Source organism: Streptomyces similanensis (assembly GCF_039543625.1).
In the GTDB taxonomy this organism is placed as follows: domain Bacteria; phylum Actinomycetota; class Actinomycetes; order Streptomycetales; family Streptomycetaceae; genus Streptomyces; species Streptomyces similanensis.
The window spans coordinates 11302-33696 of sequence record NZ_BAABKC010000002.1; the positions used below are offsets into that span (position 1 = coordinate 11302).

Sequence of the window (22395 nt, forward strand, 5' to 3'; positions counted from 1 at the left end):
CGGGAAGGGAAGGAGTCGCGGCGGGTCAGCGGGACCGGGCCGCCTCCGCCGTGATGAACCGGGCGAGGCGGGCGATGCCTTCGGTGATGTCGGCCTGCGTCAGGTAGCTGACGGACAGGCGGATGCTGTGCTCGCCGCCGCCCTGGGGGTAGAAGTAGGACATGGGCGTCCAGATCACTCCGTGGTCCTCCGCCGAGCGCGCCAGGGCGGCGTTGTCGGCGGGGAAGGGGACGTCCAGGGTGAGGAAGAACCCTCCGGCCGGCTCGTTCCAGCGGACGCCGAGTGCCTCGCGCCCGGGTTGCGGGAAGCATTCGTCGAGCCGCTTCAGGGTGGCCCGCATCGCCTCGCCGTAGTACGCCGCGGTCTCGGTGTTCCACTCCGAGGCGCGTCCGTCGGCGGCGAGCAGCATGCCCGCCACCGCTGCCTGGCTCAGCGGTGAGGTGTTCACCGTGACCATGCTCTTGATCTTGACGAGTTCGTCGGCCAGCAGGCCCTGGCGGCCGTCCTCGGCCACGACGATCTGGTCGGCGACGGCGAACCCGACGCGGGCGCCGGGGAACAGGGTCTTGGAGTAGGAGCCGAGGTGGACGACCCGCCGGTCGCGGTCCAGGGACTTCAGGGTGGGCAGCCGGCGGCCGGGGCTCACCAGCCGGTAGGGGCTGTCCTCCAGGACGAGGAAGTCCTCGCGGTCCGCCAGGTCGAGCAGGGCGTGCCGCTCCGCCGTCGACATCGTGGCGCCCGACGGGTTGGAGTGGTCGGGCACCACGTAGAAGGCGCGGGGCCGGCGGCCGCGCGCCTTCTCGGCGGCGAGTGCGGCCTCCAGGTCGGCGCAGCGGAAGCCGTCCCGGCCCTCCGGCACGGCGGTCGGCTCGACGCCGAGCAGCCGGGCGGCCCCGGTGATGCCCACGTAGCAGGGGCTGGAGACCAGCAGGGCGTCCTGCGGGCCCGCCAGCAGCGCGCGCAGGGTGAGGAAGATGGCTTCCTGACAGCCCACGGTCACCACCACGGCCCCGGGCCGCACGTCGGTGTCCTCGTCCTCGCGCAGCGACGCGGCGATGAGTTCGCGGATCTGTCCGCCGGTGGGCCCGTACTGGAACAGCGTGTCGCGGATCTCGGCCGGTGTGGCGCCGCGCTCCGCCAGGTGGTCCAGGTAGCGGCGGACGTGCCGGAAGATGTCCTCGACGTCGAAGAAGCCGTCGTACGGCCGGCCCGGTGCGAACGAGACCGCCCGGGGGTAGCGGTGGGTGATCTCGTTCAGGAAGTTCATGGTGTCGAGCACCGGGTCGCCGACGCTGGCGTGCAGCTCCGCTTTCCGCAGGGTGGCGGGCGCCATGTCTACCAACGCCATTCCTGCTGGCCGTAGAGGTGGCCGGCCTTGATGCCGCGGTCCGCGCACCAGGTCAGGAACTCCTCGATCTGCTTGATCTGGTAAGTGTCGGGGGTGTACGTCGTCGCCATGACGTGGCCGAGCCAGGGCTCCTCGCCCATGGCGTACACGTACGCCTCCTTGGCGCCCAGCTCGGTCATGATCGCGCCGGCCTGCTCGGCGTTGGAGCCGGACAGCTTGCGCGAGTTGCTCATCTTCTTGGTGATCGGGATGGTGAGCAGCGCCTGGTAGAGCCAGGTGAGGGGGGCGCCGTCGCACTCCATGCCGAGGAAGGCGTAGTCGGCGGTGCCCAGTTCCTGCTTGATGTAGCGGTACAGGGCGGGGGCGATGCCGGAGGAGTCCGCGCCGGCGAAGACGTTCTTGCCGGCCAGTCGCACCCAGTACGTGGACTTCGCGCGGATGTCGAGGTCGCAGTGCTCGCCGAGGAACGGTGTGGCGGTGACCTTGCCGCCGGGGAACTCGACCTCGTCGAAGTCGTCGACCTCGATGACGGGGAAGCCCTGGCTCTTGAGCATCAGCGCCATGTTCGGGTCGGCGAGGTTGCCGCGCGAGGAGCGCGGCACCACGATCGCCCCGACCCGGCCGCGCAGTTGCAGCAGGGTCTCCAGCACGATGTGGTCCTGGTGCCCGTGGGTGATGAGCACGAGGTCGATGAAGTCGGGCAGGTCATCCAGGGTGTAGCGGTCGCCGGCGGTGCTGTCGGCGCTGATGAAGGGGTCGGTGACGATGGCCGCCTGCGGGGTCTGGAGCACCAGACAGGCGTGGCCGAAGTAGCGGATGCGGCCGCCGGACTCGATGTGGCGGTCCTCGGAGAGGGCCGGCTCGTCGGTGAGCATGTGCGACAGCTGTCCGGCCTGGGCGTCGTCGAGGCCGAGGGCCTCCCGCAGGTGGCCGAGCGTGGTGGGCCGCACCCGGGTCTTGAACAGCTCCGCCAGGCCCTCGTGGCGGAAGGGGATGTCGAGTTCCAGGACGTCCGGGGAGGTCAGTCGCGGGGTGCTGAGGACGAAGGGGCGCTCGATGCCGGTCTCGAAGGACAGCTGCACCGACTGGCGCGACTCCTGGTAGATGTCGCTCTTGTAGACGACCGGCTCCAGGAACCGCATCTGCGCCTGGTTGTCGGTGTCGTAGGCGAGCTCGATCAGGCCGGCGAGTTCCTCCGGCAGCTTCGGGTACAGCGGGGTGAGGTCGAAGCCGGTGGCGTTGGCGCGCAGCAGTTCCTGTCCGGCGACGATCGCGTCGGCGAAGCGCAGGATGTGCGCGCGTTCCCGCTTGATCTCGGCGAGCAGGTCGCGGAGTTCGTCGGCGCGCTCCTCGGGGACGTTGATGAAGTAGCCGCCGCGCAGGTCGGGGTTGTTGCTGGCCGCCACGTGCACCTGGGGCGACTGAAGGTAGGACTCCAGCAGCGGTACCTGGAGGAACGCGAGGTTCATCGCGGACTGCACCGGCGCCGTCGTGTACGGCCACGCGAAGAATCTGTCGATCAGTGGCTCGACGATGACCTTCGAACGCAGGAACAGCTGCTGGTCAGCCATGAAATTCCCATCTCTTGGAATAACCGAACGGGAGAGGGTGCGGGCGCGGCGCCCGCCGCTTCGGTCACGCGAAGAACGCGTACTCAAGCTATGCGGGCCGGCGCGGTCCATCAACGTCCCACAGTTCCCGCGGTGTTTCGTTCAACTGCTTCGGTGCCGCAGTTGAACGACCGGGCATGCCGTCGCCCGACCTCTCCCGTGACCATTCCGCCATGGCCTTCCGCGTCAATTCCCGTGTCCAACCGGGCCGTTGCGGCAGTTGAACACACCGGGAGCAGTGCTAGGGTGATGTGCTCCCCTCATTCCCCTCTCCGCAATTACTGCCCTTCGCTCGTCTTCATTCCCTTTCACTCCCCTTCAATCCTCTTCACTCCCCATTGCTCCACCGGCTGCGCACCGCCGCGTTTTTCGGCATCGCGCATGTCGCGGTATTCCGGCCGGGAATGCGGCGGGCGTCGCGGGGAGAGGTCACCTGCCTTTCCGGTCCCGGCCGTCGTCGTCGGTGTCCTGGGTCGCGGCGTTCACCTGCTCGGGGGTGTAACCGATCTCCGTCAGCACGGATTCGGTGTCCTCGCCGAGTTCGGGGCAGGGCCGGCGTACCGCGAAGGAGGAGTCCGAGAAGCGGACCGGCTCGCCGATCACCCGGTAGGCGCCGACGTGCGGGTGCTGCTGGACGTCGAGCATGTGTCCGCCGGACCAGTAGGGGTGTTCGCCCGCGTGGTCCAGGTTCATGACCGGGGCGAACGGAATGGAGTGCTGGGAGCAGAACGCCTCCCACTCGGCGGTGGTGTGCCCGTCGGTGTGCGGGGCGAGCAGTTCGTACAGCTCGCCGATCTTTGACTGGAAGTTCTCCGGGGTGAAACCCTCGATCTCCTCGGGATGGCCGACGAAGGCGAAGAAGGCTTCGGCGTCACGGTAGTTGTACGGCAGGATGCAGGCGTAGCCGTCCTTGGTCCGGAAGGCGGCGTGCCCGGGTTCCAGGGAGCGGGGGAAGCCGACCGGCCCGGCGGGCGGTTCGTAGGCCTGGCCGCCGATGTGCTCGACGAGGGTGAAGGCGAACATCGTGTCCGCCATCGGCACCTCGACGTGCTGTCCGCCGCCGGTGCGCTCGCGTCCCAGCAGGGCGGCGAGCACGGCGTAGGCGATGGTCAGACCGCACACCTTGTCCGCCATGGTCGTGGGGATGTAGTACGGCTTGCCGGTGACGCGCCGCATCAGGTCGACCATGCCGGAGGACGCCTGGATGACCTCGTCGTAGGCGGCGTAGTCGGCGGCCGGGGAGTCGGAGCGGAAGCCCTGGGCGTTGCAGTACACCAGGCGCGGGTTGTCCGCGGCGAGGTCCTCGTAGGTGAGGCCCAGCTTGCGCAGGGCGCGCGGACGCATGTTGGTGATCAGCGCGTCGGCCGTGGCGATGAGGTCGAGGGCGGCCCGCCTGCCCTCGGGGCGCTTCAGGTCCAGCCGGACGCCGCGCTTGTTGCGGTTGATGTTCAGCGCCAGCGCTCCGATGGTGTCGGCGTCCCGCTTGTGCACGTGGCGCATCACGTCACCGGTCGGCGACTCGATCTTGATGACGTCGGCGCCGAGGTCGCCGAGGATCTGGCAGGCGTACGGGCCCATGATGACGCTCGCCAGATCGATGACGCGCAGCCCTTCCAGGGGGCGGGCGCCGGACGTGGCGGCGGCGGTGCCGGGCGTGGCACCGGTTCCGGTGCCGGGCGTGGGCGTGGTGGGTTCGGTCATGAGTGGTCTCATCCCTGTGCGGCGCTGTACGGAACGCGGGGCGGGCGCGGTGGCGCGGTGCCGGGGCTCAGACGAAGGCGCTGATGCCGGTGGCGGCGCGGCCGACGATGAGGGAGTTCATGTCGCGGGTTCCCTCGTAGGAGTAGAGGGCCTCGGCGTCGGCGAAGAATCGCGCGGCCTTGTACTCCAGCAGGATGCCGTTGCCGCCGAAGACCTCACGGGCCCATGCGACGGTCTCCCGCATCCTGGTGGTGCAGAACATCTTGGCCATGGCCGCCTGGGCGTCGCTCAGCGTGTCCTCGGCGTGCAACTGGGCCATCCGCACCGCCATGGCCTGCGAGGCGGTGATGTTGCCGAGCATGCGCGACAGCAGGTCCTGGATGAGCTGGAAGCTCGCGATCGGCTTGCCGAACTGCTCGCGCTCCACCGCGTAGGCGCGGGCGGCCTCGTAGGCGCCGATCGAGCAGCCGATGGCCTGCCAGGCCACGCCGCCGCGGGTGACTTTGAGGACGCGTGCGGTGTCACGGAAGGAGTCGGCCCGCTGGAGGCGGTTGTCCTCGGGGACGCGTACGCCGTCCAGGATGATGTGGGCGTTCTGCACGCCCCGCAGCGAGATCTTGCCCTCCAGCTTGTCGGCGGTGAAGCCGGCGGTGCCCTTCTCCACCACGAAGCCCTTGACCTGCCCGTCCGCCGCGTCGCGCGCCCAGATCACCACCAGGTCGGCGAACGTGGCGTTGCCGATCCACTTCTTCTCGCCGTTGAGCACCCAGTGGTCGCCGTCGCGGCGGGCGGTGGTCAGCAGTCCGCCGGCCGTGCCCGATCCGACCAGCGGTTCGGTCAGGCCGAACGCGCCGATCTTGCGCCACTGGACCATCTGCGGCAGCCACCGCTCCCGCTGCTCGGCGGAGCCGCACTCGCGGATGGAGCCCATGCCCAGACCGTTGTGGACGCCGAAGAAGGTGGCGAACGAGGGATCGACGCGGGACATCTCCATGCTGATCAGGCCGCTGAGCAGCGGGCTGCGGGCGGTGGTGCCGGGGGCGTCGCCGGGGATGCCGGTGATGCCCAGGTCGCGGATCGCGTCCACCAGATCGAGCGGTGACTCGGCCCGGGCCCACAGCTCTGTGGCGCGCGGCTCCACCTTCTCCGCGAGGAAGGAGCGGATCCTCTCCAGCGTCTGCCGCTCCTGCGCGGAGAGGATGTCCTTGACGCGGAAGAAGTCGCCTTCGACGGCGGACGGGTCGACCTTCTTGTGCTGCGTGGACATGTTCGTCCTTCCCTGAGCGGTGAGGCCGTACGGTGCACCCGTCCGGAGTTCCCGCGATCCGCGCCGGTGACTCTGCCGGTGCGCGGTGGCGGGATTCGGCAGACGATGGGAGGGACTGGAGATCTCCGAGGTGGAGGTATGGAGCGCCATCTGTTTCCCTACGCCGAGAGCATGGCCGGCATCGCCCTGGACGGGCTGGGCGTCGTCGTCGCGTGGACGGCGGCGGCCGAGCGGTTGCTGGCCTACCGTGCCGAGGAGGTGTGCGGCCGGCCCGTGTGGGATCTGCTGCACGACCCGGACGGCCGGCCCGCCGTGCCGCGGGACCGCGGCGTGCCCTGGTCCGGCGAGACCGTGCTGCGCGACCGCTCGGGCCGCGCCCGGAAGATCGTCTACCGGGTGCTGCCGGTGTGCCACGCCGGGACGGAGGCGGCCGAGGGCGCGGCCCGGTACCTCGTCCTCGGCGCGCCCGCCTCCGAGGTCGCGCACTGGCGCCAGGACCAGGCCATCACCCGTGGGCTGCTGCTCCAGGACCGGGTGGGGCTCGCCGTCTTCGACGACCGGCTGCGCATCGTGCGCACGAACACCTCCCTGCTGCCGTACACCGGTGTGCCGCCCGACCTCACCGGCCGGCGCCTGGGGGACTTCCTGATGCCCGAGGACGCCGCGGAGATCGAACGGCTCTTGGCCGGGATCCTCGACACCGGCAGACCGCTGGTGCGGGGAGGGGTGCTGACGCGGACGCTGGACGACCCGCAGGGCGGGGCGGTGATGGACCTCGCGGCGTTCGGCCTCCAGGCGCTGGACGGCCGGGTCGTCGGGCTGACCCTCCTGTTCACCGACGTCACCGAGCTGCACCGCTCCCGCGCCCGTCTCGAACTCCTGCACCGCGCCACGGCCGCCGTCGGCGGTCTGCTGTCCGTCACGGGCGCGGGCGAGGCCCTGGCCTCGGTCCTGGTCCCCCATCTGGCCGACACCGCGGTGGTCGAGATCGCGGAGGCCGTGTTCTCGGGCGGGGAGCCCGCCACGGAGCAGGACGGGCGGTTGCTGCTGCGCCGTACCGCGGTCACCAGCGCGGGCCTGACCGTGAGCGGCGCCGCTCTCGCCGACCGAGGGGAGAGCGGGGAGGCGAGCGGTGACCCGCTGGAGCTGACCGCCTCGCTGCGCGCCCGGGGCATCCTGCTCGGCTACCTCACCGTACGGCGCGAGCCGGGTCGGGGCGCCTTCGAGCCCGCCGACCTCGACCTGCTGCGCGAGATCGCCGGCCGTGCCTCCCTCGTCCTGGACAACGCCCGCAGCTACACCCGCGAACACCGCGCGGCGGTGGGCCTGCAGCGCAGCCTGCTGCCCCCGTCGGAGACCGCGGGTGCCGTGGTGTCCACGGCCGGGGTCTACCTGCCCAGGGACCCGTCGACCGGGGTCGGCGGCGACTGGTTCGACGTCATCCCGCTCTCCTCGGCCCGGGTCGCGCTGGTCGCCGGCGACGTCGTCGGGCACGGGCTGGGCGCCAGCGCCACCATGGGCCGGCTGCGCACCGCCGTCCGCACCCTCGCCGACCTGGATCTGGACCCGGAGGAACTGCTCGTCCACCTCGACGACCTGGTGGCCCAGCTGGTCGTCGAGGACGGCGAGCCGGAGGACGCCGAGTGGCGGCCGGTGACGATCGGCGGCACCTGCGTGTACGCCGTCTACGACGCGGTGTCCGGCCGCTGCGCGGTCGCCTCCGCCGGGCATCCGCCGCCCGCGGTGATCGACCCGGAGGGCCGTGTCACCTACGTTCCGGTGAGCCCCGGGCCGCCGCTCGGCGTCGGCGGCCTGCCCTTCGAGGTCGCCGAGACGGATCTGGGCTCCGGCAGCGTCCTGGCGCTCTTCAGCAACGGTCTGCTCGAAGAGGTCGGCGGCGAGCTGGACCGCGGGATGGCCGAGCTGGCCCGGCGGCTGGCCGGGGCCCGCGCCGCGGACCGGCCGCTGCGGGCGGCCGTCGACGCGATCGTGGGCGATCTGCCGGCGCACGAGCTGGCCGACGACGTCACGCTGCTGCTCGCCCGCACCCGGTGCATCCCGGAGGCGGACACGGCGGTCTGGTCTCTGGAGGCCGACCCGGCGGCGGTCGCGAAGGTGCGGGAGCTGGCGAGCGGCCGGCTGCGGGAGTGGGGCCTGGACGACCTGGTCTTCACCACGGAACTGGTGCTGAGCGAACTGGTCACCAACGCCATCCGCTACGCGGGCGGCCCGTTGCAGGTGCGGTTGATCCTCGCGGAGTGCCTGACCTGCGAGGTGTCCGACCCGAGCGCGACCCAGCCCCGTATGCGGCGGGCCCGGCTGACCGACGAGGGAGGCCGCGGCCTGTACCTGGTCGCCCAGCTCACCACCCGCTGGGGCAGCCGCTACACCCGGCACGGCAAGACCCTGTGGGCCGAACAGCCCCTGCCGCCGCCGGCCGCGGACGTCGCGGCACACCTGAACCGGTGACCGCGCGGCACACCTGAACCGGTGCCGTGGCACCCCGGGTCAGCCGCGCCACCACGGCTCACGCACGTACAGGCTCTCCTCGCCCGTGCACCCCTGGCCGTTCGCGATCTCCCGCGTGTCCAGATTCCACCCCACGACGCCGTTCCCCTTGCGGCCCAGCTCGATCAGGCGGTCACTCTGGGACCGTCTGCCGTCGGTGACCTGGCAGCGGACGATCGAGGTCCACGCCTGCCCGTCCAGCGCCGAGACGAACGCCAGGGCCGGGAGGGCGACGGTGGTCAGGGCCAGGGCCACCCACTGTTCGAGGGCCGCCGCCCGGCGCAGCCGCCGCGATGGCCGGTAGCCGCCGTCGTGGCCCGATCCGGCTGTCGTCCCCCGCCCGCGGTGTCCGTGCGTGCGCCGTCGGCCGGTGCGGTACTCCACCACGACCCCCTTGCGCAGCGCGTACGCGGCGAGCCCGGTGCCCAGCCCCCACCAGGGGCCGAAGAAGCACGCGTCGATCACGCCCATCGCGAGCGGGTTCACCACGGTCAGCGCGCCCCGCTGGAGGGCCCGCAGGACGCCGCCGCCCACCGGGACCGCGCCGCGCGCGGCGAACAGGACGAACACGAGACGGGAGACGACGACGGCCAGCACGGCGGCCAGGAGCGGATCGGTGAGCACCATGCCGATCAGCACGTCCGGCCAGTTCGCGGGCTCCATGCCCACGAACACGTCACGCGCCGCGCTGCCGCCGCCGACGGTGTACGCGACCTTCGTCACCGGGACCGCGAGGACCAGCGCCAGCAGGACCGTGTGCCCGGGGCCGCCCTTCCGGTCGGCCGACCGGACCGCCCCCTCCTCGTCCCCGTCGCCGCTGGGGTGGCTGGAAACCATGGGCGCCTGCTTCCGGGACGAGGGGACCGACACGGCATCCGGTGCCCGTCCAGCAGCCTCCGCGACCTACCCCGTACCGGCCACCGGCACTACTCCAGCCGGACGCCCCCTTCGCACACCTCGCTCCTGCGGGCGGCCTGCGGGCAGTTCGCTACCGCGGGTCGGGGGACGTGCGGAAGAGGTCGCGGCGGGAGAGGGCTCCCGTCTTCCGGATGGCGCGGGCGACGTGCTGTTCCACCGTGCGGGGGGACAGGTGCAGCACCACCGCGATCTCGCGGTTCATCATGCCGCGGGCCGCGAGTTCCGCCACCTCGCGCTCGCGCGGGGAGAGCTGGTCGTGGAGTGCGGGCCGGCCCGGCCGGCGGACCTCCGCGGGTTCGTGCGCCCGCAGCAGGGCGCGGGCCCGGGCGGCGTCGTAGACCGCGCCGAGTTCGGTGTACGCGTCGACGCAGTGCCGCAACGACGCGATGGCCTGGGCCCGGCCCCTGCCGTCCTCGGCGGCCCCGGCCGCGGTGTCCGCAGGCGGTCCGCCGGCCGGGGCGGAGGGTTCTCCCGCGTGGGCGAGGGAGCAGCGCGCCGCTCCCTCGGTCGTCATGGCCCAGGCGTACGGGCGGGGCAGCGTGCGGTAGGCGGCCGCGGCCTTCCGGTACGTTCTGGCCGCCTCCTGCCGACGGCCCTCGCACTCCTCCAGAGCGGCCCGGCTCCATGTGACGGCGGCCTGGGCGGCCGACGCCTCGTGTCCTTCCAGACCCTCGGCGAACTCGGTGACCATCCGCCGGGCGGCCGCGGTGTCTCCCGCCCGGGCCAGCGCCTCGACCGCCCAGGGCGCCAGTTCCGCCGCCCAGGACCAGATGCCCTTGTTCGCCACGGCCGACCAGGCCGCCCGCGCCTGGTCCGCCGCGGCCGGCAGGTCGTCGCGGACCAGGGCGAGGCGGATCAGGGTGCCCGCCGTGGCCGCGGCCAGCGGCAGGCGGGTGCGCTCGGGCGAGGGCGCCCCCAGGGCGGTCAGCCAGCGCACCGCCTCCGCCCAGTTCCCCTGGGCGAAGGCCAGCATGCCCCGCACCATGTGTCCGTCCGCCGCCAGTACGGGCATGTCGGCCGCCGTCGCGACGAACCGCTCGCACCGCTCGGCCAGACCGGCCCACCGCCCGGTCCACCAGTCCAGCAGCACACGTGTGCCCTGTGCCGTCTGCTCGGTGTACGGGGCGCCGATACGGGCCGCGAGGTCGAGGCCCGCGGCCAGCAGTTCCTCCCCCCACGGGTAGGACCCCCGCCAGAGGGCGGCGTCGGCGGCGTTGCACAGCCCGCGAGCGGCGTGCTCCCTGCATCCGGCCTGCGGACTGTCGACGGGCAGTGCCGCCACCAGCTGCCGCGCCCGCGGGTCGCCGCAGGCGACGGCCAGCGACGCGTGGTTGGCGGCGACGGCGGCCCGCGCGACGTCGTTCCCGCTCTCGCGTGCGAGTGCGGCGGCCTTGTGCAGCCACTCCAGATGTCCCGCCAGCGTCCCGGTCGGCCACTCCGGCATGGCCAGCGCCACCATCGCCCGGGCGGCGAGCGTGGGCCGCACCTCGCCCAACTCTCCTACGGCCACTTCCAGTTCCCGTGCCCCGGCGACGAGATCGCCGACCTGGTTGCACAGCATCAGGCCCAGGTCCAGCCGCAGTTCGCCCCGGACCTCTGCCGGCAGGGCGGGGTCCTGGACGACCTGGGTGAGCACGTTCACCGTCTGGTCGGACCGGAGTCCGAGGACGGCGCTGCGGGCCAGCAGCGGCGCCAGCCGGGCACGGTCCGCGGGCGAGACCTCCGGCACCGCGAGCGTCCGTTCCAGGAGGCCGATCGCCTCCTGGTGACGGCCCGCCTCCGCCGCGGCCCGGGCGGCCTTCTCCACCGCCCGCAGCCAACTCCTGCTCCGGCCGGCGGCCTTGCGGTGCCGGGCCACCTCCGCCCACGGCACCGGCTGACGGCGGGCGAGCACCCGCGCGGCCCGCTCGTGCAGTTCCTGGCGGACCGGTCCGGGCACCCGCTCGCGCACGGCCGGGGCGGCGAGCCGTACGGCGAACCCGTAACGCCCCTCCCCCACCTCCGTCAGCACGGCGCCGGCCAGGGCCGCCAGCAACGCGTCCCGGCCGTGGGCGGGGTCCAGCCCCGACACGGCGAGCAGCTCGTCCCGGCCGGCCGGTTCGCCCAGCACCGCGGCCGCCCAGACGACGGGCCGGTGCGCGGCCGCGAGCGCGTCGGCGCGGCTCAGCACCAGTTCGGCCAGCCGGACGGGCACCCCGGCCGCGTCCACGTCGGCGGCCGTGCACCGGGGACCCGGGCCCGCGCGGAGAGCGGCGAGCAGGTCGGCCACCACCTGCGGCACCCCGCCGGAACACGTGTGCAGCCGGGCGACGGCCTCGTCCGTCGCCCGCTCGCCCAGGATGTCCGCGGCGGCACGGCGCACCCGCTCCACGTCCCAGGCACGCAGACGGTGCCGGAAGACCGCGAGGCCGGGAGGGTAGGCGACGGTCGGCGCGCCCAGGGGCAGACCGGCGGTGGCCAACTCCTCGGGCCGATAGGCCACGACGGCCGCGAGCCCGTCCCGCGGCTCTTCCAGGAGGCGGCGCAGCCACTGCTTCTCCTCCGGGCTCGCCCGGTGCGCGTCGTCCACCATGAGCAGGGCGGGCCCGCCCGCCGGGTCCGGACGGTCTTCCGCCGCGCCGCAGCGCCACAGGACCCGAGGGGTGCCGACGGCCTCCGGCAGGCCGCCCAGTTCGGCCAGGAGGCGGCTCTTGCCCAGGCCGGCCGCGCCTTCGACGAACACGAGGACCGAGCCGTTTCCCGCGAGTGCCAGACGCAAGGGGGCGAGCCAGGGGGAGCATGGTGCAGCCGTCATGTCGTCGACCATCGCTTTCGATCGGCCCGATCGGCCGGGGGCCTGGGAGCCGGTCCGGAGTGAGGACCCTAGACGAACAGGAATGACTCCGTCCATATGTTGATCACATAAGTTTCTGTCCCGGCAGCGCGGGCCGCACCGGCGCGCCTTCCCGCCCGCCCACGGGTCCGTAGCCCTCCCGCCTCCGGGACCTGAGCGCTACGGATACGCAGGAAACCTGACGCGGCGGCATGTGCCCGTACCCCGGCACCGCCCAGGACGGCGGCAGCGTCCCGCGCGGGTCCCTCGCCCACCCGACGGCACGTCACATCGCGAAGTCGCCGGGGCCCGCCCGCCCCGCGCCGCTCCCCATCCTCCGTTTCTCGCGTATCCGTAAAACCGGGGTCCTGATGGAACACCCGTCCGCCGCCGTCCTAGGGTTCCGGCCAAGCGTGAGGCCATCTCCGGCGTACCGCACGCGTCCCCGCTCCCCGCCGGGCCCGCACGCCCACACCCCCGAAGCTACGGAGCCATCATGCGCACCAGGACGTCCTGCATAGCCGTCGGCGCCGCGACCGCGGCCATCGGCAGCCTGCTGGCCGCGTCGCACGCCGTCGCCACCACGCCCGCCGCGCCCGCCGCGCCCGCCCCCACGGCCGGCCGGGTCGTCGCCGCCGCCCACCCCGTCCCGGACCGCTACATCGTCGTCCTCAAGGACACCGGCCTGACCAGGTCCGCGGTCGGCGAGCGTGCCGCGGAACTGGCGCGCCGGCACGGCGGCCAGGTGCGCTTCACCTACGGCACCGCCCTCAAGGGATACGCGGCGTCGATGAGCGCCGAGGACGCCCGCCGCACGGCCGCCGATCCCCGTGTCGCCTACGTCCAGCAGGACGGGTACTCCCACGGCTCCGGCACCCAGACCAACCCCCCTTCCTGGGGCCTGGACCGCGTCGACCAGCGCGGGAAGACCCTCGACCGGAGCTACACCTACCCCAACACCGCCTCCGACGTCACCGCGTACATCGTGGACAGCGGCATCAGGATCGGTCACACCCAGTTCGAGGGCCGCGCGTCGATCGGCGCCAACTTCGCCAGCGACGCGTACAACCAGACCTGCATGAGCCACGGCACACATGTGGCGGGCACCGTGGCGGGCAAGGACTACGGCATCGCCAAGAAGGCCCGGATCGTGTCGGTGCGGGTGCTGAACTGCCAGGACAGCGCCGCCGACTCCGACATCATCAAGGCGGCGAACTGGATCACCGAGCAGGCCGCCAAGGACCCCGGCCGGCGGGCCGTGGTCAACATGAGCATCAACAGCGGGCCCGGCTCCGTCGTGCCGGCCGAGGACCAGGCGATCAAGAACTCCATCGCCAAGGGCGTCACCTGGGTGGTCTCCTCCGGCAACGCGCAGAGCGACGCGTGCCGCAACTCGCCCGGCGACGTCAAGGAAGCCCTCGTGGTGAACAACGCCACCAGCGGCGACCAGCGGCGCTTCGACTCCAACTACGGCACCTGCACCGACCTGTTCGCGCCCGGCACCGACATCGTGTCCGCCGCTCCCGGCAGCGACACCGCCACCACGACCATGACCGGTACCTCCATGGCGGCGCCCCATGTGACCGGGGCCGCCGCCCTCTACCTCTCCGCGAACCCCACCGCGACCCCGGCGCAAGTGCAGAAGGCGCTCCTCGACAACGCCACCGCCAACGCCGTCGGCGACGCGCAGGGATCGCCCAACAGGCTGCTGTACATCGCTCACTGAGCCTCGGCAGAGGACCGCACCCCAGGTCCCGGGGCCGACCGGCCCCACCCGTCACCACCCCCACCACCCCCCACCCCGAAAGGACGTGTGCGCCCATGAGGGCCAGCGATCCCCAACCCCCCACCCTTGCGAAGCCGGTGAGACACCGCCGCCGGGCCGCCCTGGCCACCGCGGCCACCGCGGCCGCCCTGCTCGTCGGCGCGAGCGGCACCGCCGCCCAGGCCGTCCCGGCCGGCCACGGCACCGCGTCCCGTGCCGCGTCGGGCTACGGCGGCAGCCTCAACTTCAGCGAGCTGGTGCAGGAGCAGAACCAGTGGTGCTGGGCCGCGACCGGCCTGAGCATCGCCCAGTACAAGGGCTACGGGCAGAACACCAGCCAGAACAGCTTCTGTCTGGCCTCGCGCGGCCTGTCCTCCGGCACCTGCCCCAACCAGCCCGCCGAGCTCTCCGTCGTGCAGCGCGGCTGGCGCGCCCTCGGCATGAGTGCCGGCACGGAGGTCAACGGCGGCGTCAACTACTCCACCGTGCAGAGCGAGATAAACGCCAACCGGCCCCTTGAGACCGGTGTGTACTGGACCTCCGGCGGCGGTCACGCTCGGGTGATCTACGGCTACAACGCGTCGGCCGGCACCATCCTCTTCAGCGACCCCTGGCCCACCAACCAGCGCTACCAGGAGATGAACTACAACACCTACGTCAGCAACTCCCAGTTCCGCTGGGGCGGTACCGTCTACCGGGTCGGAGCGTGATCGGCATGAAGAAGAACTCCCGCCGCGTCCTGACGGCCGCCACCTCGCTCGCCGCCGGTGCGGGTGTGAGCCTCGCCCTGTTCCTCGGCACCGGCTCCGCGCACGCCGCCGACCTGCCCGTACCGGCCCCGACGGCGCCCTCCGCCGCCGACCTCGCCCAGGCCGCGCACGCGGCGGACTCCGCCGCCGGACGGAGCATGGCCGGCCGCTTCTTCGTCCACCTCGACCAGCGCGCCCGCCGCATGCCCGTGGACCAGGCCGCCCGCGCCGACATCACCTCCCAGGCCAAGGCCAAGGCCCCCGAGGCGAGCGGCGACGCGGTCCCGGTCTACTCGCTGAGCGCCGACTTCGTCACCGGCCGGGCCGGCAGCGCGCCGGCCCAGGTCGCCTACCTGGCCGTGCGGTCCGTCTCCGCCGACGGGCAGCGGGCCGTCGCCCGGGTCGAGCCGCAGCAGCACGGCTTCGCCGTCGTCGGCATGGCCCAGGGCACCGACGAACTGTCCTACACCGCCCAGGCCAAGGACGGTTACGCCTTCACCGAACCGCAGATCAACGCCTGGTACCGGGTGTCCGGCCAGCGGGTCCTGCCGCTCAACGCGGCCGCCCGCGCGTCGGTGGGCGAGCACGGCGCCTCGCTCGCCGCCTACCGGCAGCTGGTGCACGAGCGGTACGCCGACAAGCTGCCCGGGTCCGCCTACCAGCGGTCCCACAAGTTCGGCGGTGTCACCCCGGCCACCGGCACCGCCTCGGCGGACGCCGCCACCCCGCGCGCCCTGCTCGTGGGCGGCGGCGGGGTCGCCGCGGCCGGAGCCGGCGCGGCCCTGATCACCCTGGTCACGCGCCGCCGCGGCGGCGCGGTCTGACCCACGCTCACCGGCGCCCCGTGCCTGCCGGGCACGGGGCGCCGGCACGTCCGCGCCGCCGGCGGCGCCGTGCCGCCCGCACGTCACCGCCGGCGCGCGGGCGATCAGGTCCGCCTCAGCCGCCACAGCCGGAAGACGCCGGTGCCGTCCTGCAAGTACTGCCCGCCGCCCACGTACGAGGTGCTCACCACGTAGTCCTTGCGCTGCCACAGGGGGCTCAGGGGCACGTCCTGGGCCACGCGGGTCTGGAGCGCGCCGAAGGCGTCCACGGTCCCGCCCCGGTCGGCGAGCCCCCTGGTGCGGCGTACGAGACGGTCGACCTGGTCGTTGCTGTACCCGGTGTTCATCGAGGAGCCGGTCTCGACGAGTGCGGCGCCGAAGGTCTCCGGGTCGGGGTAGTCGGCCACCCAGCTCACCGCCCACGCGTCCATCCTCCCCGCCGCCCACCGCCGCTGGAAGTCCGCCCACTCATAGCCCTTGACGTCCACGGCGAAGAGGCCGCCCGTCTGCAACTGCCTCTTCAGCGCGGCCGCCTCCCTGGCGCTCACGCCGACGCCGCGGCCGCGGTCGTAGCCGAGACTGACGTGCACCGGCAGGCTCACCCCGGCCTGGGCGAGCAGCGCGCGGGCCTTCCCGGCGCTCGGGGCTCCCGGGTAGCGGTCGAAGAACGGCGTGGTGTGTCCGGTCATGCCCCTCGGGATGACCGAGTACAGCGGATCGACCGTGTTGCGGTACACGGTGTAGGCGAGGGCCTCCCGGTCGACCAGCCAGGCCAGGGCGCGGCGCACACGTGGGTCGTGCAGGGGAGAGCCGCCCCGGGTGTTGAGGTAGAGGTTGTGCGTCTGGGCGGTGTCGCCCTCGGCCACCCGCTGCGTGGGGTTGCCGGGGTTGAGTTCCGCGAGCAGGTCCACGGGGAGCGTGCGGCTGGTGACGTCGACCTGCCGCGCGCTCCAGGCGCGGGCGAGCGCGTGGGCGTCGGAGTAGTAGCGGAGCCTGATCGGGCTTCCGGTCCGGTGCAGGTAGCCCTTGTAGTGCGGGTTCGGCTTCAGGTCCGCCGTACGGTCCTTGGTGTACGCGGTCAGCGTGTACGGGCCGGTGCCGTCGACCGCGGAGCCGGCGCGCAGGGAGGCGGCCGGGTATGTCTCCCGGTCCACGATGGAAGCGGCTCCGGTCGCGACTTTCAGCGGGAAGGTGGCGTCCGGGGTCGACAGGTGGAACGTGACCGTCCGGCTGTCGTCGGCGGTCACCGAGCCGAGCGTCGTGAAGAGGGAGGCCGGGCCGAGGTCGGAGTCGATCCGCCTGATCCGGTCGAAGGAGTACGTCACGTCCGCCGCGGTCATCTCGCGCCCGCTCGGGAATCTGATGCCGTGCCGCAGCGTGCAGCGGAAGAGCCGCAGGCCGTCGTCCTGGAAGCCGCATCTCTCGGCGGCGTCCGGTACCGGGGTCGTGTCGCCCGGCTCGAAGGTCAGTAACGCCTGGAAGACGTTGCTGAACAGGGCCCAGGAACCGGAGTCGTACGCGCCGGCCGGGTCCAGTGAGGTGACGGGTTCCGTCGTTCCCACCGTGATCGCCTCCTGGTCCTCCTCCTGTTCCGCGAGCAGTTGCCGGCCGCCTGCCGCGGCCGCCGTGAGCACCAGCAGTGCCGTGATGATACGTGTGCGAAGAGGCCGCATGGTGGCCCTCCCGGGGGGTGTGGGGGAATGCTGGGCGGGTGTCCCGCACAGCCGGACAGCGGGCCGCGAGGATGGCGGCCCGCTGCCTGCGGGGGGTGTGGAGGGTGTCGGCGGCCGTGCCTGCGGCGGAGCCGGGACGGGGTGCCGTCACCCGTTCCGCTCGTGCCCGGCCGCCGCCGTGAGCCGGCGGACCGGTCGGTCAGCCGTTGGCGGCGGTGACGTTGACGGCGGCCCAGGCCCGGTTGACGGTCTGGTACTCGGTGCTGCCGGAGCCGTAGAGGTCCTTGGCGGCGTTGAGGGTGGCGGTGCGGGCGCCGTGGAAGTCGGTGGTGGAGACCATGTAGCTCGTCAGGGCGGTGTAGAAGATGTTCAGCGCCTTCGCCCGTCCGATGCCGGTGACGGCGGCGCCGTCGTAGGTGGCGGAGTTGTAGGCGACGTCGCCGATGGTCTTCTTGCCGCTGCCTTCGGCGAGCAGGTAGAAGGCGTGGGAGGAGATGCCGGAGCCCGCGTGCACCTCGGTGTCGTACGCCTTCGAGGACCAGTAGTCGACGGTGCCTTCGAGCTTGTCGAGGGAGGGCTGGTCCAGGCGGCGCAGGAAACCCTGGGCCAGGCCGAGCTTCTCGCCGAGCAGGTAGTTGGGCGGGTTCTTGGAGTTGTTCGTCGCGAACTCCATGCCGGTGCCGAAGATGTCGGCCAGCGACTCGTTGAGGGCGCCGGGCTCGCCGAACTGGTTGCCCCTGCTGTCGATGCGGGTGGGCTGGAGGTTCGCGGTGGCGTCGACCACTCCGTGCGTCAGCTCATGACCGGTGACGTCCAGCACGACCAGCGGGTTCTTGAAGGTGCTGCCGTCTCCGTCGCCGTACTCCATGCAGCCGCAGTCGGGGCTCCAGAAGGCGTTGCCCACCTTCGAGCCCCAGTGGACCATGCCGTAGGCGCCGCCGCCGTTGCCGCCGATGCCGTCCCGGCCGAACGTGTTCTTGTAGAAGTCGAGGGTCTTGGTGATGCCGTACATGGCGTCCACGGCGACCGTGGTGCGGTTGCTGGTGGACCCGTTGCCGATGGTGGTGCCGGTGGTACCGATGAGCTGGCCGTCCGAGAACTTCTTGGCCTGCTGGCCGTTGGCGTCGCGGACCTCGGTGTTGGCGCGGCTGGGGTCGCGCAGGATGTTCCACTTCGTGCCCTGGCCGTCGGTGTAGGGCGAGGCGGTGAGGGTGACGGTGCCGCTGTAGAGCGAGTTGCCGCTGATGTCCGTTCCCGCGCCGGCCGCGGCGGGCTGCGGCTTGCCGCCGCCCGCGAGCGGGGCGCCGGTGGCCAGCGGCGGGGAAGCGGGCGCCTGTGCCTCCTTGTTGAGCTTGGCGAGCGTCGAGGGGGCCAGGAACGCGTCCGCGACCGGGGCGTTGCTCAGCACCTTGCCGGTGGCGGCGTCGACGACGACGTCCCGCACGCCGGTGTCGTTCGAGGTCGCCTTGCCGGTGACACGTATCCGGTAGGCGAGCACCGGCGCCTTGTCCGCCAGGGCGCTGACGACCAGTTCGGCCTTGCCCGCCGTGCCCCCGGCCGCGTCGGCGGCCGTGGCCCGGGCGTCGGCGGCGGACTTGTTCGGTGTGGTGGTGGAGACGGAGATCGCGCGGTCGGTCGCCCGGGTCACACCCAGGTACTGGTTCCGGGCGTCCAGGTGGATGATCAGGTCGGCGCCCAGCACCGCGAGGCCGTCGTGCGTGCGCTGGAAGCGGACGTGCTTCCTGCCGCCGGCGTCCTCCAGGGCGTCCGTGGCCTTCAGTACGTCGTCCTCGCTCACGCCGGTCGCCGCTTCATGGGCGTGCGCGGCGGCCTCGGCGGCGGCCACGACGGCGGCGGAGGCGTGGCGCGACGCGAGGGTTCCGGCGGCCTGCGCGGGCCGGCCGGGAGCGGCGGAGGCCGAGCTGAGCGCACTCGCACCCCACAGGGTTGTTGCCGCCATGACAACGGCCACGGAAGTGCGTATGGGGGCTCCACGCATGGAGGACTCCTTGAGGGGGAAGTGAGTCCGCTGCCTGTGGGCAGCGGCAGCGGTGACGCGGCGGATCTTGCGTCGTCGCTGCGGCACTCTCCCTCCGGCGCCCCCGCGGGAGCTATCCGTGTGCGGGCTTCTACGTATCCCTATTTATTTGCGCGCCCGCACCACGGGAGCGGGCGCGGGCGGACCGGCCCGGCGGCAGGGCGGGTAGATTGACCGTGCCTGGAGGACCGGCCGCGCCACGTGTCGACGCGCACGCGGCCGCCGTCAGGTGCGAGGCGCGGCGGCTCGCCGCGTCACCGCGGGTGTGGGAGGACGGGACAGAGGTGTCGGACAAACGTCGGGACGAGAGACGTCCGCACGGCGAGCTTCTCGCGGACGTGCTGGCGGTGCTCTGGCAGGCCGGTCGGCCGATGACCGCGCAACAGGTCAACGCCGCCCTCGGCAAGGGACTGGCCAGGACGACGATGGCCACCATCCTGACCCGCCTGTACGAGAAGGGCACGCTGCGCCGTGCCCCCGCCGGACGCGGCTTCGCCTACGAGCCGGTGGAGGACGCGGCCGGACTCGTCGCCGGGCGCATGCGGCGCGAACTGGAGAGCGAGCCACGGCGCGATCTGGTGCTGAAGCGGTTCGTGTCCTCCCTCTCCGAGGACGACGAGGAGACGCTGCGACGCCTTCTCCTGGAAGCCGGGGACGAGTCCGGGTGACGTACGCGCTGATCCTGGTCGTGGCGGCGCTCGCGTTCCCGTGGGGCGCCGCCCCCGTCGCCCGGCGTCTGGCCGCGGGGCTCCGGCCGCGTGAGGCGTGCTGGGCGCTGGCGAGCGCGGCGGTCCTGATGGCCGGCGGCACGATCGCGGCCCTGATCGGCCTGTTCCAGGTGCCGTTCCTCGCCTCGCTGGAACACGTGTCCCTGCCTCGTGTGCTCGCGGTGTGGCCGGCGGCGGTTCCGGTGGCATGCGCGGCCGCGCTGATCATGACGGTTCAGGCGGTTCTGCTGGTCCGGCGCTGGGCGCGGCACCGGTCCCTGCTCGGGGAAGCGTGGCTGTCGGCCGCTGGGGGCGCGGGCGACGGGGATCTGCTGATGCTGCCGGACGAGGACGTGGACGCCTTCGCGCTTCCCGGCCACCGGGGCCGCCCCGGCCGGATCGTTGTGACCGCCGGCATGGTGCGGGCGCTGGAACCGGTCGAACGTGCGGCCCTGTTGGCCCACGAACGCGCCCACTTGTCGGGCCGCCACCACTTCCTGTCCTTGCTGACCGACCTCGGCGCGACCGTGCACCCCGCGGTGCGCGGTCTGCGGGGGCCGCTGGACTTCCACCTCGAACGGTGGGCGGACGAAGAGGCCGCCGCCGCCGTCGGTGACCGCAAGGCGGTGGCGACGGCCGTGGCCCGGGCGGCGCTGGCCGGAGCGGCCCGCCCGCGCGGTGCCGGCGGCGGGTATCCGCGGTTGTCGGTGGCGAGCGGGCCGGTGCCCCGGCGGGTCGAGGCGCTGCTCCTGCCGGAGCCCGCGGCACCGCGGGGCGGAGCCCGCCGGGCGGCCGCCGTGGGCCTGGCGGCGACCGTGGCCGTCTCGGCTCTCGCGGCACTCGCGCTGGCCTACGGACTCCACGAGTACGTGGAATACGCGGCCGTCGCCGTGCGCGGACACTGACCCGCCGCCCGAGCCGCACGCGGCGGCGCCCCGGGCGGAACGGTGCGCGGCCGCCTCCGCCGCCGTGCTCAGGTAGGCCAGGGGCCATGGGCCGTCTTGGGCCGTCATGGGCTGCCATGGGCCGTCATGGGCGCCCCTCCCACCTGGCGGCACACGGCGTCAGCCGGCCGACCGTTCCCCCTGCGCGATCTCGATCCCGTGGTGCACCCAGAGGGCACCGGCGAGGGACGACGCGCCGGCCGCGGCGCACAGGAGGGTCATGGCCAGCAGGGCGGGAGCGATACGACGTGCGGGAGCCTGGGCGAGCAGGGCCTTGACCCGTGCCGGCACCGGCCCGGTGGTGCCCTTGGCCGCGAACAGCGGTGGCGTCGGGCCGGCCCGGTGGGCGGCGGCGGCCAGGGCGGCGCGCCCGACGGCCCGGGCCGTCAGCCGCCGGTCCCCGCACACCCGCGCGGCAGCCTCGTCCGCGGCGCGTTCGGCGGCGAAAGAGGCGTGGGCGACGACGGCGGCCAGGGCCGGATGGCACCAGCCGGCCAGCTGGGCGACGGCCAGGAACAGGTGGTGACGGGAGGCCAGGTGTGCGCGCTCGTGGCCCAGGAGCGCTTCGCGCTCCCGTGCGTCGAGGGCGCGGAGCATGCCCGCCGTCACCACGATCCGGCTCCGTGAGCGCAGGCCGGCCGGCAGGGCGAAGGCGTCCGGCCGGTCGTCGTCGAGGACGCACATGCCCCCGGCGTGCGGCAGCCCCGCCAGGTACCGGCGGACCGCCCGCAGCCGTGCCACCTCCGTCGCGGCGCCCCGCACCCCGGCGGCCACGGCGACGCCGAGCGCTCCGGCCGCCAGACAGGAGGCCGTCGAGGTGAGGAAGGCCGGTCCCACCCGCAGCGGATGGAGCAGGTGCGCGAGTTGGGCGAGCAGGGGCAGGCGGAGCACGAGCGGGAGCAGGAGCACGCCCAGGCAGGCGACCACCCCGAGGGCGAGCGTGGCCGCGGCGCCGGTGATCGCGCACAGGGCGACGTCCGGACGCACCCGCTCGGCGGTCCGGCGCGCCAGCGGCGGCAGCGCCCAGGGCAGCAGCAGCGGGACGACGAGGAGGACGATCACGATCCGCCGCCCTCCAGCAGGCGGCGCAGCTCGGCCTCGTCGCGGGGATCGAGTCCCTCGACGAACCGGGCCAGGACCAGGCCGCGGTCGCCGCCGCCCTGGTCGAGCTCGCGATGCATGCGCCGGGCCGTCAGTCCGTGCTCGTCCTGCACGGCGAAGTAGACGAAGCCGCGTCGGCCGGGCCGGCGGCCCACCATTCCCTTCGCGCACAGCCGCCCCAGCAGGGTGGCCACGGTGGTGCGCGCCAGGTCCTGGGGTATCGCCGCTCTGACCTCGGCGGCCGACCGTGGCGCGCCGGCGGCCCACAGCACCCCGAGCACACTGGCCTCCAGCTCCCTGGCGGGCCGGCGCTCGCCCTCCGTGTCCGCCATGGCGTCTCCTTCCGTTCACCGCACCCCGCGTCGCCCGAGCGGAAGCGATCGGACTACTTTCTTGTAGACGTAAGCATAGGCTCCCGCCCGGAGCCGGA

General features: G+C 73.2%; 16 protein-coding genes. 6 read left to right on the forward strand and 10 right to left on the reverse strand.

What is annotated here, in order from left to right; all coding sequences use genetic code 11:
• Positions 1 to 25 precede the first annotated feature (25 nt).
• The 4 genes from ABEB07_RS00520 to ABEB07_RS00535 all read right to left on the reverse strand — a co-directional run bounded on the left by ABEB07_RS00520 (position 26) and on the right by ABEB07_RS00535 (position 5926).
• Entirely contained in the window at positions 26 to 1348 is a 1323-nt protein-coding gene (locus tag ABEB07_RS00520; RefSeq protein WP_345666514.1) for an aminotransferase-like domain-containing protein, read from the reverse strand.
• On the reverse strand, positions 1336 to 2919 hold the full coding sequence (locus tag ABEB07_RS00525; protein WP_164588777.1) for an MBL fold metallo-hydrolase: 1584 nt from the start codon (positions 2917 to 2919) through the stop codon (positions 1336 to 1338). The genes ABEB07_RS00520 and ABEB07_RS00525 overlap by 13 nt, the downstream gene beginning before the upstream one ends.
• 468 nt (positions 2920 to 3387) lie before the next feature.
• On the reverse strand, positions 3388 to 4659 hold the full coding sequence (locus tag ABEB07_RS00530; RefSeq protein WP_345666515.1) for a CaiB/BaiF CoA transferase family protein: 1272 nt from the start codon (positions 4657 to 4659) through the stop codon (positions 3388 to 3390).
• Between the two features lie 67 nt (positions 4660 to 4726).
• On the reverse strand, positions 4727 to 5926 hold the full coding sequence (locus ABEB07_RS00535) for an acyl-CoA dehydrogenase family protein (RefSeq protein ID WP_345666516.1): 1200 nt from the start codon (positions 5924 to 5926) through the stop codon (positions 4727 to 4729).
• 138 nt (positions 5927 to 6064) lie between these two features.
• Here ABEB07_RS00535 and ABEB07_RS00540 point away from each other — a divergent pair, with 138 nt between their 5' ends.
• Positions 6065 to 8395, forward strand: a complete 2331-nt coding sequence (locus ABEB07_RS00540; protein ID WP_345666517.1) for a SpoIIE family protein phosphatase — start codon at positions 6065 to 6067, stop codon at positions 8393 to 8395.
• Positions 8396 to 8434: 39 nt separating this feature from the next.
• Here the strand turns inward: ABEB07_RS00540 and ABEB07_RS00545 are convergent, their stop codons facing one another.
• Both ABEB07_RS00545 and ABEB07_RS00550 read right to left on the reverse strand, forming a co-directional pair.
• Positions 8435 to 9271: a hypothetical protein gene (locus tag ABEB07_RS00545; RefSeq protein ID WP_176147271.1), complete on the reverse strand. Its 837-nt coding sequence runs from the start codon at positions 9269 to 9271 to the stop codon at positions 8435 to 8437.
• Between the two features lie 151 nt (positions 9272 to 9422).
• Complete coding sequence (locus ABEB07_RS00550; RefSeq protein ID WP_345666518.1) at positions 9423 to 12146, reverse strand: helix-turn-helix transcriptional regulator; 2724 nt, start codon at positions 12144 to 12146, stop codon at positions 9423 to 9425.
• Positions 12147 to 12660: 514 nt separating this feature from the next.
• On the opposite strand from ABEB07_RS00550, the gene ABEB07_RS00555 reads away from it, so the two are divergent.
• From ABEB07_RS00555 to ABEB07_RS00565, 3 genes are all read left to right on the forward strand, one after another.
• Positions 12661 to 13890, forward strand: a complete 1230-nt coding sequence (locus tag ABEB07_RS00555) for a S8 family peptidase (RefSeq protein ID WP_345666519.1) — start codon at positions 12661 to 12663, stop codon at positions 13888 to 13890.
• Positions 13891 to 14027: 137 nt separating this feature from the next.
• On the forward strand, positions 14028 to 14639 hold the full coding sequence (locus ABEB07_RS00560) for a papain-like cysteine protease family protein (protein WP_345666520.1): 612 nt from the start codon (positions 14028 to 14030) through the stop codon (positions 14637 to 14639).
• Positions 14640 to 14644: 5 nt separating this feature from the next.
• Positions 14645 to 15502 (forward strand): hypothetical protein, encoded by an 858-nt coding sequence (locus ABEB07_RS00565; RefSeq protein ID WP_345666521.1) that lies wholly within the window; start codon positions 14645 to 14647, stop codon positions 15500 to 15502.
• A 104-nt stretch (positions 15503 to 15606) separates the two neighbouring features.
• Here ABEB07_RS00565 and ABEB07_RS00570 read toward each other — a convergent pair whose 3' ends face one another.
• Positions 15607 to 17175: an ABC transporter substrate-binding protein gene (locus ABEB07_RS00570; RefSeq protein ID WP_345666522.1), complete on the reverse strand. Its 1569-nt coding sequence runs from the start codon at positions 17173 to 17175 to the stop codon at positions 15607 to 15609.
• 199 nt (positions 17176 to 17374) lie between these two features.
• Positions 17375 to 19135, reverse strand: a complete 1761-nt coding sequence (locus tag ABEB07_RS00575) for a M4 family metallopeptidase (RefSeq protein WP_345666523.1) — start codon at positions 19133 to 19135, stop codon at positions 17375 to 17377.
• 362 nt (positions 19136 to 19497) lie between these two features.
• Between ABEB07_RS00575 and ABEB07_RS00580 the strand changes: the two genes are divergently transcribed.
• Positions 19498 to 19881, forward strand: coding sequence for a BlaI/MecI/CopY family transcriptional regulator (locus ABEB07_RS00580; protein ID WP_345666524.1), 384 nt, complete (start codon positions 19498 to 19500; stop codon positions 19879 to 19881).
• On the forward strand, positions 19878 to 20825 hold the full coding sequence (locus tag ABEB07_RS00585) for a M48 family metalloprotease (protein ID WP_345666525.1): 948 nt from the start codon (positions 19878 to 19880) through the stop codon (positions 20823 to 20825). The genes ABEB07_RS00580 and ABEB07_RS00585 overlap by 4 nt, the downstream gene beginning before the upstream one ends.
• Before the next feature lie 159 nt (positions 20826 to 20984).
• Here the strand turns inward: ABEB07_RS00585 and ABEB07_RS00590 are convergent, their stop codons facing one another.
• Both ABEB07_RS00590 and ABEB07_RS00595 read right to left on the reverse strand, forming a co-directional pair.
• Positions 20985 to 21926: a M48 family metalloprotease gene (locus tag ABEB07_RS00590; RefSeq protein WP_345666526.1), complete on the reverse strand. Its 942-nt coding sequence runs from the start codon at positions 21924 to 21926 to the stop codon at positions 20985 to 20987.
• The gene (locus tag ABEB07_RS00595; RefSeq protein ID WP_176147262.1) at positions 21923 to 22297 is read right to left on the reverse strand and encodes a BlaI/MecI/CopY family transcriptional regulator; all 375 of its coding nucleotides are present in this window, start codon (positions 22295 to 22297) and stop codon (positions 21923 to 21925) included. The genes ABEB07_RS00590 and ABEB07_RS00595 overlap by 4 nt, the downstream gene beginning before the upstream one ends.
• Positions 22298 to 22395: the final 98 nt, after the last annotated feature.